The following is a 12,354-nucleotide window of genomic DNA, read 5'->3' on the forward strand; positions in this document are numbered from 1 at the left end:
AAGAATGGCAATATAAAAGAAGGGAAGGCATTTATGTTTACGGCGAAAACGATAGAAAAGATTGAAAAAGCTTTTAAACGTGTGGAAGCTGACGTAGCCAGATATAAGGAAGTTTTTGACAGCGCTACGGATGTTGAACGCATATGCCTGAAATATTATTATGCCTACATGCCGGTAAGTGACCTGGCAACTTATGATGCCTCGCTTTTCCTGAAAATTATCAGGCAGACATTGAAGGTCCATGAGATGAACATATTCAACGTGGACATCCCGGAAGATATTTTTCTCAACTATGTTTTGCAGTATCGCGTCAATAATGAGAATATTGAGTATAACCGGGAGTTGTTTTTTAATGAGCTGTACGGGCGCATAAAAGGCAAGACTATGTATGATGCTGCTCTGGAGGTAAATTACTGGTGCCTCGAAAAGGCAACGTACAAAGCTACAAATCCCAGGACGGTTTCACCGCTGACGCTTATCAGGAATGCTAAAGGGCGCTGTGGAGAGGAATCCACATTTACCGTGACTGCTATGAGAAGTGTAGGCATACCTGCGCGGCAGATTTATACTCCGCGATGGGCGCATTGTGACAGCAACCATGCTTGGGTGGAAGTGTATATAGATGGAAGATGGAGGTTTTTGGGTGCATGCGAGCCGGAGCCTGCTCTCGACCGTGGATGGTTTACCGGTCCGGCTTCCAGGGGAATGTTGATCCATACCCGGGCGTTTTCCGGCATATTTTACAGCAATGAAGAAATTACTTATGGGAACGAAATATATAATGAGTTGAATTTGACAAGAAATTATGCCGAAGCTAAAAAACTTACCGTCAAAGTGAAAAACACCGGTGCTAGAAAAATAAAAATACGGTTTGAAATACCAAACTCCTGTGAGCTGTCCCCTATTGCAGTGCTGGAAGCGGATAGCAATGGCGAAGTTTCCTTTACCACCGGTCTCGGTGATTTGCAAATCCATGCCACCGACGGGGAAAGGTTCCTGACACATAAGGTGGATGTCCGCATGCAGGACACCGTTATCTTGGATTTTAACAACGCCGTATTGAAGGAAACAGGAACCAGCACGATGAAATTTGTGCCACCTGCCGGCAAAGCAGAAGACAAGGATATGCCCGGAGACCCTTCTGTCCATGCGGCACGGATACAGCATTGCAATGAGGTCCGTACGGCATATGAAAACACCTTTATCACAGAAGAAAGAGGCAGGGAAATAGCTAAAAGCTATGAAGGTTTCCATACTGATATTGTCCACCTTCTGATGGAATCCAAAGGCAATCATGAAGAGATCATTAAATTTCTTGATGGGGATAACGGAATACCTTTCAAGTATAAAATATTGCTTTTAAAGGCGCTGCCTGAAAAGGATTTAACAGACAGCACCTGCGAGATGCTGAACGATCATTTGGTATATGCATACCCTTACAGGGATTGCTATTATGAGGATGTTTTTGCTAAGTATGTATTAAACCCGCGGATACTTACGGAGATGCTTTATCCCTACAGAGCTTTTATAAACAGCTATTTTAATGAAGAGACCAAAAAAGCTTTTGCAGAAAACCCTCGCAGGATTTACGATTTTATAAATGAAGAAATTCAGGATGCGACAGAGATGGACTACAAGACTTTAATAGCTTCGGCTAAAGGGACTTTGCAATTGAAACGGGGTTCCAAGGTCTCAAGGGACGTGCTGTTTGTATCCATCTGCCGGAGTCTGGGCATACCAGCCCGTTTCAACCCTGTTGACGGGGAACTGGAGTATTATAAAGACGGAGAATTTGTGCGTTTAGTGTCCCGCAAGGCAAAAGAAACGTCCAAGCTGACGCTGAACTGTGAAGAAAAGCTTCGGTACGCAAGGAATTTTACAATCGCCCGTTTGGTGGGAGGGGAGTATCAAACTCTGTCCCTCTGGAGGCACGAAACCTCTGAATTTGATCTGGAGGAAGGCTGCTATCGGGTTCTGACGGGGCAAAGGCTGACAGACGGCTCCATGCTTCTGAATGCATATTATTTGGAAATGAAAAAGGGAGAAGATGTTGTTCTGGAAGTTTCCATACCTAAGGAGAGAAATCAAATGGAATGGATAACCCTGCCGGATGACAATATACCTGCCCAACCGGTAGATATCGGATTATCTTCTGCCCTATACCGGGAATACAACATTCTGGCTTACATAGAGCCTGCCAAGGAGCCGACGGAGCATTTCCTCAGGGAACTGATGAATGCTTCAGAGACAATTAAGGGCAGACAGGTGGGAATTGTATTGATTGCTGCCGGAAGAAACCATACTCTGGAGCAGGTTTTGAAAGAATTTCCGGACATCAGGCTCATTGAGACGGAAGACACAACCTTTGCAGAGAAACTGCTTGCCCGGCTTGGACTCCCAGCAGGAAACTATCCAGTACAGACCATGATTCGTAAGACGACGGAAGGCATGGCAGCATTATATTATTGCAGCGGATACTGTGTGGGTTCCGTTGACCTGATGCTAAAGTGCATATAGTGAATTTTATAGATATAAGAATTAAGAATAAAGAATACACACTTAAGAGGGTGGTATAATCTGCCCTCTTTTTCGTTTGCCTATGAAAGTGAGAGAAAAAAACCTTAAAAAATGCATCCTACTAAAAAATCCCGTTCATATTATCACTACTTAATATATATCCTTCATGGAAAAATCGGGATAAGCAATGCAAAACCCATAGCATCAAGGAAAAGCTAATGTGAAATATGGATGTAAAAGTGAGTTTAAGTACCTATATAAATTAAAGAAGATGCTCTTAAAAAATGATGAACTTTCACTATACTTGTGATATACTCTAATCTGTATGCGAGATGCAGGAAGCATTTTCATGTCGTTCTAAGTATAACCCCTGCGTTATGCATGCTGCGAATAAAAGATAGGTGGGAATGAAAATAGATATATGGTGGGGAACTCTAAAAAGCACATCATCAGAAAAATGAGAGTGTTTATGTTTGTATATTGGGCGATGATGCTCAGCGTGACGGGAATGTATACCATGTACCTTGGAGATATAGGCTTTACCAAAGGAGAAATAGGGATTGCGGTCACTATTTATATGGTATCGGCCTTAATAGGCCAGAATGTTTTTGGATATCTGGCAGATAAAACCGGGAACATAAAAAAGGTTTTTACATTATCAACCGCTACGGGAATATTGATTGCCACATTGCTGGCTTTTGCAAAATCAAGCATTCAGATTTATGTTTTGATATTTTTATGGGGTTTCTTTATATGTGGAACAGTACCTCTTTCCGATGTGTGGTGTATAAATAGCCTGAAGGCCAGCAATGAACTAAATGATTACGGGAAAATCCGGGGCTTCGGATCTATCGGATATGGCATTTCGGGAGTTTTATTAGGGCTGACTCTCCAGTTCTTTGGATGGAAAGCATATTATTGGTATATCGCAGCATGTGTTTGTCTGACCTTGCTGGCAATATTCGCTATAGGTGATAAGGAAGAAAAGGCAGGTATAAAGGGGACTAAGGATAATAAAAGGACTTCAAAAGAGGTTTCTGCAATTGATGCCTTAAAAGAGATAATAAAGATAAAGCCTCTGGTTTCGATGGTAATTCTGATATTCATATACAGCTTTGTAGTGAAAGGAATATACAATTACCTGGGAGTTTTGATAGGCGATTATGGCGGAGGACCACTCAATCTGGGTTTTACCTATTTTTTTGATGCATCTCCTGAGATAGTGACATTTTTCCTTACGACAAGGCTTTTGAGAAGATTCCATAGCAAAAAGCTTGTGTTTGTGGCATTTTTGCTGCAGACGTTGAGATTGACCTTCATTTTGATATTCAACAGTGCTCTTGCAGTAACTCTATTGGGCACATTATCCGGTTTTGCTTATGGACTGCTCTCATCTTCATATAAGACTTATTTATATGAACTGGCTCCCGAAAAATATAAAGCCAGTTGTATGAGTCTATGTGAGACAACAATCGGGATGTCGGCAGTTTTTAGTGCTCCGGTGTTTGGATTTTTGTTTGACAAGTTTGGAGCTAATTTTACCATAACCTTTGGACTGGTCATATACATTATTTCAGTGATCATGCTTTTGTGGAATTTCCGTATGGATAGAAAAGCAAATGTCATGAATACAGGAACAGTTCTCAGGCAGTAGAGGTTATACTCGCAACTCTAAATTATTTAATTTGCATACACCTTTTACTTTATCTACACTGTTAAAATATTAACATTATATAAAATGTAGGTTTTCAAGTTTTTATAATTAATCTTTTGATTGATATGTTCTATAGCTTTTATTATTTAATAATTCTTCTTTACCGCATAGATTACAATTGGGACACTATCTGTAAATTGTATGATTTTGGCTCACCATATACATAGTAGTCGAATAGTTGACTTCCACGTCAGTCTATTTAAAGAGTAATTGAAAAATTTACAGTAGGAAACTTGATTTGCTAATATATAGCATAGCTTAATGTATGTCATGTTATACTGATACTATCCCTTAAGTGTTTTTCTAACTTTCTTTCTATATATGTTTAACAAAACATAACGTCTAGAACATAGTGTTATGAAAAAAGAACATACACATGTATTAACAGATTATTCTAATTATGATATATTATTACTATACTTCAATATATTTATTTGTGATGAAAGGAATGATATCATGCCACATGTAAGATCTCCTGATCTAGCAATAAGGCTCTCGCATATATCCATATCCTGACTATAGAACAGTGTTTTGATTTTGGATATAGTTAAGAGCCTATTATAAAGATTCATCAAAAAAGCTATTGGTGTAAATATCAACTATTTTACAAAAGAAAAAGTATATTCTTTATATGGAATGAATGTTTATATTATGGACAATTTTTTAAAAAGGTTACTCTCTGGTATACTCTGTAATTTATTAATAGTATTATCGTTTAGCAGTGGAGTTATGGCCACACCTAAAGATAAAGATGCAGCGGAAGATACTATATTATTAGAGGAAAAATATAAGAAAGATGTTGATTTTGTCAAAGCTCAAATGGAAAAAGCAAAATCAGAGGTAAGTCTAGATGACGTAGTTATAACATCAGAACTTAATAAATTAGGTGAGGAGTACAATACCTTCATAGAAGAAAAGATTAAAAAAGATAAAAAAGATCCAAATGATTTTGCAGTAAGAGAAGAGTATGCTAAAAAATATATAATAGAGTTTTCCAACAATGTAATACAGAAAGGTTCATTTATATTTGATTCTATATCTGGTGGTACATCTGCTATAGTGCCAGATCCAAATTTAACCAAAAATTTTGTTAGATCACAGTGGATAATAGGAGCAGGAATTCTTAATGCCGCAGGATACCCAATAGCTGCTCAGTGCTTATATAATTCTTTACAAGATAACCCTCCTACGCTTACTAGTGAGGTAGGAGGAAATGCATCAAATCAAGTTAAGAATACTAAAGCGTGCGAGAAATTGCTTTCCGATTTTAAGAGTAAACTTGAAAAGCAAACTGGTAAATATTACAGTGAATCGGGCAGTATGACTTTGACTGAGGATAATGCTACTAAAGATTTATTCTTAGCTTTGCACAAAGTAGGGACATTAACAGCTGCAGAAAAGATTAATGGTACATGGAATATCTATTTATGGGTATACGATACGTATGATTTTGAATGGTCTAATTATAGTGATATAACTAATGAGTTTGTATTGCTGGTTAACAATTATGCAACTATTTCTCAAGCTATTGGTGCAATAGTTCCATATCCTATAAATATTTACATACAAGATTCTAAATAGTTAAGAATTTTATAATAAAATAATGTTGCAGTTAATTTGCAGCATTATTTTTTGTGAAGAAAAGTAAACAACATACCAGGCAAATGGAATAAAAAGGCCTATGCTTTTGAAGTAAAAGCCTCTTAATTGTACAAGGAGTATGTTAAATGCAAATTATAAAATATAAAAGATGGATATTTTTAATTTTAATTGTATTAGCTATTTACTCAACTATAATATTTATATTTGTAAAAAACTTTCCTTTGATAGCGCATAACCTTATTGAATGGTTTGTATCTGAAGCTGCAGAAGAATATAATGGTAGAGTTGAGATGCCTAATGATTATGCGTTATATAGAGTTTATCCTGGAAAAAACATTATAGTGCAAGAAAGTAGTGAATATATTTATAAAACTTACATTGGTGCAGACATCAAAGAAGTTGGCTGGAATGAAAGGTATATTATTTATAAAAGAATAACTCCAAATAATGCTTTAGAAATAGGGTTAATAGATACTAAGGAAAATGAAATATCCCATCTGTCCGAAAATGAAGTTGATGAAAAAATACTTGAATTACAAGGATACGGAAATATCGAGATTAAAAAGGTTGAATCCTTATTTCCGAAAGCTAGATAAGAAAAATGTCAAACTAATGATATGAACATTACATGCAGGTATTTGGTGTTTTCCTCCCCAATAATACAGAATCATATTGAGGTATAAGTGTCGCTGTTCGGCCTCTTTGACCGCAATCTGCTCATTCTTTTTGACCGCTAGTTTTGCTCATTAGCCCTGTCCGCAGATGTATACGGACAGGGCATATTAACTACCAGTTCAATTCTTCCTCAACAATAAGCCTTACCACATGATCGTCTATGATTTTTTTCTGTACCTGTGCCCCATGTAAAAGGCAAGCTGTACACGCCCGGTTGATTTTTCGCGGTACTCCATGAGAATATTCATATATCTCGTCTACCGCCATATCCGTAAATATCTCCCGGCTTTCTCCTGCATACTCCAGGTGCTTTCTTATGTATTCACCGGTTCTTTGCCGATCATATGGCATCATATGATATCGGATATCTATTCGCTGGCATATTGCCTCATATATCTGCTTCTTCAGGATGTCCTTCAACTCACTCTGGCCTACCAGGATTAAACTCATTGGGTTATACGAATCCATCCTGAAGTTTAGTAAAAACCGGATTTCCTCCAGCATCTCCCTTGAAAGTAGGTGTGCCTCATCTGTGATGATTATAGGAATACGTCTCTGTATTTCAATCAGGTTGCTGATCTCTCTCGTTAGTTGTCGTTTTGCATCGCTCCTGTAGAATTTCGCTTCACATCCCAGCTGGTTCAATACTTCCCAGTAAAAATTCCTCGGTGTCAACGCCGAATCGCTTATGTACATTACCTTGTACCGGTTGCTGTCCAGCGCCCCAACAAACTTCCTTATGGCTGTGGTCTTTCCTGTACCAACATCTCCCGTTATCACTGCAAACAACCGGTTCCGGGCCGCATACTCAAGCCTGCTGCAGACCTCTTCCAGCTCCGGATTGCTATACAAATGCTTCTCCGGTATATCCCGGGTGAACGGCGTGTGCAGAAAGTTGTAGTACTGCTCAAACATTTCTGTCACCGCCCTTCATGCTCCTGAAGGTTAATGCTCCGGTCTGCCGTTTTTGCCTCTTTTCATTCTCGCTCTCATATATTTTTAATAGCCGTGAATGAGTCGCCGATTTCGTTGCTGGTGTTTTTTCAACCTTTGAGCAGTATTCCCCAACCTTCAGCGGGGTTGCTGTCTTTCGGCGCTCACCATTGTACCATATCTCCAGAAGGCTCATATCAAAAGGATCATACCGCACATCCACTTTTTTGCCTATGTATTCGATTCCGGCTTCATATTCTATCCCTTGCAGCTTGAAACAGCCTGTGTTGTCAACTTTCCTTGTATCTTCCCATAAAAATGCGTCCCGGCATTCTTCAGGAGTTGCAAACCGCACCTTCTTTGGATCACTTGCATACGCCTGCGATGGAGAAACCCCTTTTAAACTGCTATGAGGCTTCCCGTTGTACCCTTCATCCAGCCATACCCGAAATTTGCGGTTAAGTTCCTCCAGGCTTTTTGCTTTCTCCAGCGATATCTCCTGGAAAAACTCTTCAACTGTGGCATTGAACCTCTCAATCTTGCCTTTGCTCTCCGGAGAATACGCCTTTGTGTTCATGTGACGGATTCCCAGCTTTGCACATGCTACTCTGAACCATTTCGAGATAAATACCTTGCCATTGTCAACGTATACTGCCTCCGGCTTGCCGTATTTCAATATTGCCTTGCGAAAACTGTCTTCCAATATCGGAAGCCTCTGATTGTCGTAAAATTCTGCATGACACACCAGCCTCGTCGCATCGTCAATAAATGCCACCATGTATGTCCGTTTCTTACCGCCGTCGGCAGTCGGTATGTACGGACCGTATTTGATATCTGCCTGCCACAATGTGTTCCTTCCGTTTTTGACGAACCGGCGGGCTGTCGTTCCTTCTATACGAACATTTCTGAAGTCTTTTGCACCAAAGCCCATCTTCAAAAGATGCCTGGACAAGGTGCTTCTGGAGACACTTCCTTTTTTGACAATCCCTTCGCCTTCAAGGATCTTTATGATCCTCCTGACACTTCTCTCCGGCAGTTCCTGTTTTATTTCGATTGCCCGATCTAATATTTCCTGAGATATCGCTCTTTGTTGCCCTGTATCTTTTCGTATCTTTGGTAATAGCCCTTCGTAACCATTCTCCCGGTACGCTGCAAGATACCTCCGAAGTGTCCTTTCCGAAATTCCTTCCCTCTCAAGTATCTCCTGCCGTATTCTCCGCTTTTCCGCCTCATCCAGATCCGGCTGCAATAGCGGCGATATGATCTCATGTTTCTTTAATGCTTTTTCCAATACTTCATTGTTTATCATTTCGATCCCTCCTGTGCTTTTTCCTAAAGCCTATCAGAAGGGAACTCCGGACAGCTACGCAAACTATGTGGGAATTTTCTATACAAATACTCCTGCCAGATGATTTGTTAGCCACATATTCGTTTCACCTATGGCAAGATGGCTGCTTTCTATCTGCGGCAGTAACCCAAGCAGCCGCTCAATCATGTGGAATACCTTTGTTTCTATCATCTCCAGCTCATTGACAAACTTGCCATAATACCTGTACAGTATAGCTCTTAATGCTCCTGCAGCTTGCCGCCCCCGTTGCCTGAATTCTTCTACCCACCGCCTTAATGTGGATATGCTGGCGGCAGTCTCAATCTCCTCAAGAGGTATACCGTCCTCCTGGTCCCGAAGGACCAGCTCGCTATCACAAGCCGAGTAATGCTTATACGGCCTGATGAAATCCGGTATGATTGCATGTGTCTTCCCACACTTGCTACAGATTACACGGAATATGTTAATCCATTCAATTTCCTCGCCCATATGCACATGACGTGCATATCTGTCATGAAAGGTTGTTTTCCCGCCGCATTTCGGGCATATCAACTCCAGCCTTTCCAAAAATTTTAAACAATTTCTGCGATACTCCTTAACATTCCGCCCCAGATATGCTATTATCATATTACAAATGTGTTAAAGGGCTTTGAGGGTTAGGTGCTGGAACACTTAACATATATATTCAAAGCTCTTATCATATCCTCCTTTTTTTCTTCCAGGAAGATATTAGCATACGTGCAAACGGTCACGCAACTTGAGCAACTCCGGGACATTTATCCGGGGCAGAAACAGTATAAGGAGATGCAGCAGGAAAGAAGGCATAAGCTGACCGCAACATGATTATAGGTGTAAGCAACTATTGAAAGTCTATATTGAAAACCCAAGTCATACCTGACAACTAGAATGGGAAAACATACAAAACCGTATCAGGTCAAAATAAACAGTATATAATATAAAAGCATAACAGATATATATGAAAAAGCATGTATAAGCCTTCAAAGGAAGAATCCGACGTAAATCTATCTATGATAGATGAAAAGATAGTATTGAGATAACGGTTTAGTTCCGGAGGGAATAAAATTTGACCGATGCGCAAATAATATACAAGGAAAACTATATATAAATTATATATAGTGGACATAGATTTTATACTGGAGACATAAACATTATACCGGAATGATAAAGTAAAAGTGCAGCCGTATGTAAAAAGGTTATTTTATAACTGTGACCTCGAATCTTTCAGAATGCAAATTGGGGATATCGCAGTAAACTGCCTTTGATCCGGCCGGCATGGAGCAAACGTAGAATGGCTTAATGCTATAACTGCAGCAAATTTACTAAACCTACTTGACAGAAATATCATTCCTATGATATTATGTAAAAGCTGTTTCCGATGAACACAGCATAAGGAACTGAGATTCAATCAATAGAGATTGGCAATAAGTTCTAGAAAAAAGTTGTTGACATCGGCAAAACAGCATGATATAATAATCAAGCCGCTTCGGTGAGGCGGCAAAAAAATTGGACTTTGAAAAGTAAACAGTGTAAAGACAAAGGGAACTCGAAAATGAATTTGAGTTACGTGCTTATAAAAGCTAGTAAGTAAACAGAGCCAAAAGGCTTTTGAATAAAAGAAATCTTTTATTTGAGAGTTTGATCCTGGCTCAGGACGAACGCTGGCGGCGTGCCTAACACATGCAAGTCGAGCGGAGTAGAGTTCAACACTGAGTATTCGAGCGTTGGCAAAAGTTAAGCCAGCGTCATGCACAAACTACCTTGTTGATAGACATATTTAAAAGAAAGTTTTGTGCATCACGCTAAATTAAGTGCCTGACACAATGCTATGACTAAAACAAGTCAAAATAGTATTGATAAGAAACGCCACACTTGAGTGCTGAGTGTTGGACTCTACTTAGCGGCGGACGGGTGAGTAACGCGTGGGCAACCTGCCTTGCACAGGGGGATAACACAGGGAAACTTGTGCTAATACCGCATAACATCACGGGGAGGCATCTTCCTGTGATCAAAGGAGAAATCCGGTGCAAGATGGGCCCGCGTCCGATTAGCTAGTTGGCGGTGTAACGGACCACCAAGGCGACGATCGGTAGCCGAACTGAGAGGTTGATCGGCCACATTGGGACTGAGACACGGCCCAGACTCCTACGGGAGGCAGCAGTGGGGAATATTGCGCAATGGAGGAAACTCTGACGCAGCAACGCCGCGTGAAGGATGAAGGTCTTCGGATTGTAAACTTCTTTGATGAGGGACGAAGGAAGTGACGGTACCTCAAAAACAAGCCACGGCTAACTACGTGCCAGCAGCCGCGGTAATACGTAGGTGGCGAGCGTTGTCCGGAATTACTGGGTGTAAAGGGCGCGTAGGCGGGGATGTAAGTCAGATGTGAAATACCATGGCTCAACCGTGGGGCTGCATCTGAAACTATGTTTCTTGAGTGCTGGAGAGGAAAGCGGAATTCCTAGTGTAGCGGTGAAATGCGTAGATATTAGGAGGAACACCAGTGGCGAAGGCGGCTTTCTGGACAGTAACTGACGCTGAGGCGCGAAAGCGTGGGGAGCGAACAGGATTAGATACCCTGGTAGTCCACGCCGTAAACGATGGATACTAGGTGTAGGAGGTATCGACCCCTTCTGTGCCGGAGTAAACACAATAAGTATCCCACCTGGGGAGTACGGCCGCAAGGTTGAAACTCAAAGGAATTGACGGGGGCCCGCACAAGCAGTGGAGTATGTGGTTTAATTCGAAGCAACGCGAAGAACCTTACCAGGGCTTGACATACAGAGGGATATGTCAGAGATGGCATAGCTCTTCGGAGCCTCTGTACAGGTGGTGCATGGTTGTCGTCAGCTCGTGTCGTGAGATGTTGGGTTAAGTCCCGCAACGAGCGCAACCCTTGTTGTTAGTTGGTAACACGTAAAGGTGACCACTCTAACGAGACTGCCGGTGACAAATCGGAGGAAGGTGGGGACGACGTCAAATCATCATGCCCCTTATGTCCTGGGCTACACACGTACTACAATGGCTACAACAAAGGGAAGCGAAGCCGTAAGGCGGAGCAAATCCCCAAAAGTAGTCCCAGTTCGGATTGTGGGCTGCAACCCGCCCACATGAAGTCGGAATTGCTAGTAATGGCAGGTCAGCATACTGCCGTGAATACGTTCCCGGGCCTTGTACACACCGCCCGTCACACCATGAGAGTCAGCAACACCCGAAGTCAGTAGCTTAACCGCAAGGAGGGCGCTGCCGAAGGTGGGGCCGATGATTGGGGTGAAGTCGTAACAAGGTAGCCGTATCGGAAGGTGCGGCTGGATCACCTCCTTTCTAAGGAGAACGGTCCGAATCTGATGGATAGCATCAGGTGAGGACGAGTCTTCTGGTCGATACCGGATAACAGAAATGTTACCGGTTAAAGAGTTCCTTGTCTACACTGTTTAGTTTTCAAAGCCCAATGAGGTTTTGAAAAAAAAGAAAAAGTACTGGTTGACATTTAAACGGCAACCATGTATAATAGTAAATCCACAGTTGATACTTGACTCACTAAGCTGTCAAAGGTCAACTGATTTAA

7 protein-coding genes and 1 rRNA gene are annotated in these 12,354 nt (G+C 41.2%); 5 read left to right on the plus strand and 3 right to left on the minus strand.

Annotation, left to right across the window (positions count from 1 at the left end; all coding sequences use genetic code 11):
- Positions 1–33: 33 nt before the first annotated feature.
- The 4 genes from CDO33_RS04770 to CDO33_RS04785 all read left to right on the plus strand — a co-directional run bounded on the left by CDO33_RS04770 (position 34) and on the right by CDO33_RS04785 (position 6,429).
- Positions 34–2,517, plus strand: a complete 2,484-nt coding sequence (locus CDO33_RS04770) for a transglutaminase domain-containing protein (protein ID WP_103082376.1) — start codon at positions 34–36, stop codon at positions 2,515–2,517.
- 457 nt (positions 2,518–2,974) lie between these two features.
- Positions 2,975–4,171, plus strand: coding sequence for an MFS transporter (locus CDO33_RS04775; protein ID WP_161496687.1), 1,197 nt, complete (start codon positions 2,975–2,977; stop codon positions 4,169–4,171).
- A 789-nt stretch (positions 4,172–4,960) separates the two neighbouring features.
- Positions 4,961–5,812, plus strand: a complete 852-nt coding sequence (locus tag CDO33_RS04780) for a hypothetical protein (RefSeq protein WP_103082378.1) — start codon at positions 4,961–4,963, stop codon at positions 5,810–5,812.
- A gap of 146 nt (positions 5,813–5,958) precedes the next feature.
- Positions 5,959–6,429 (plus strand): hypothetical protein, encoded by a 471-nt coding sequence (locus CDO33_RS04785; protein WP_103082379.1) that lies wholly within the window; start codon positions 5,959–5,961, stop codon positions 6,427–6,429.
- 190 nt (positions 6,430–6,619) lie between these two features.
- Here the strand turns inward: CDO33_RS04785 and CDO33_RS04790 are convergent, their stop codons facing one another.
- The 3 genes from CDO33_RS04790 to CDO33_RS04800 form a co-directional block, all read right to left on the minus strand.
- On the minus strand, positions 6,620–7,423 hold the full coding sequence (locus CDO33_RS04790; RefSeq protein WP_103083289.1) for an ExeA family protein: 804 nt from the start codon (positions 7,421–7,423) through the stop codon (positions 6,620–6,622).
- Positions 7,416–8,750, minus strand: a complete 1,335-nt coding sequence (locus tag CDO33_RS04795; protein ID WP_103083290.1) for a DDE-type integrase/transposase/recombinase — start codon at positions 8,748–8,750, stop codon at positions 7,416–7,418. The genes CDO33_RS04790 and CDO33_RS04795 overlap by 8 nt, the downstream gene beginning before the upstream one ends.
- Positions 8,751–8,828: 78 nt before the next feature.
- A complete protein-coding gene (locus CDO33_RS04800) occupies positions 8,829–9,395 on the minus strand; it encodes a DUF6431 domain-containing protein (RefSeq protein ID WP_103083291.1) in 567 nt (188 codons plus the stop codon).
- A gap of 1,017 nt (positions 9,396–10,412) precedes the next feature.
- On the opposite strand from CDO33_RS04800, the gene CDO33_RS04810 reads away from it, so the two are divergent.
- Positions 10,413–12,110, plus strand: a 16S ribosomal RNA gene (locus CDO33_RS04810).
- Positions 12,111–12,354: the final 244 nt, after the last annotated feature.

Origin of the sequence: Clostridium thermosuccinogenes, from assembly GCF_002896855.1 — a bacterium.
GTDB classification, from domain to species: Bacteria; Bacillota; Clostridia; order Acetivibrionales; family DSM-5807; genus Pseudoclostridium; species Pseudoclostridium thermosuccinogenes.

Excerpts from the sequence above, each read along its gene's own strand:
- CDO33_RS04785 (WP_103082379.1), top strand. The coding sequence starts at position 5,959 with ATGCAAATTATAAAATATAAAAGATGGATATTTTTAATTTTAATTGTA.
- CDO33_RS04770 (WP_103082376.1), top strand. The coding sequence starts at position 34 with ATGTTTACGGCGAAAACGATAGAAAAGATTGAAAAAGCTTTTAAACGT.
- CDO33_RS04775 (WP_161496687.1), top strand. The coding sequence starts at position 2,975 with ATGAGAGTGTTTATGTTTGTATATTGGGCGATGATGCTCAGCGTGACG.
- CDO33_RS04780 (WP_103082378.1), top strand. The coding sequence starts at position 4,961 with ATGGCCACACCTAAAGATAAAGATGCAGCGGAAGATACTATATTATTA.
- CDO33_RS04790 (WP_103083289.1), bottom strand. The coding sequence starts at position 7,423 with ATGTTTGAGCAGTACTACAACTTTCTGCACACGCCGTTCACCCGGGAT.
- CDO33_RS04795 (WP_103083290.1), bottom strand. The coding sequence starts at position 8,750 with ATGATAAACAATGAAGTATTGGAAAAAGCATTAAAGAAACATGAGATC.
- CDO33_RS04800 (WP_103083291.1), bottom strand. The coding sequence starts at position 9,395 with ATGATAATAGCATATCTGGGGCGGAATGTTAAGGAGTATCGCAGAAAT.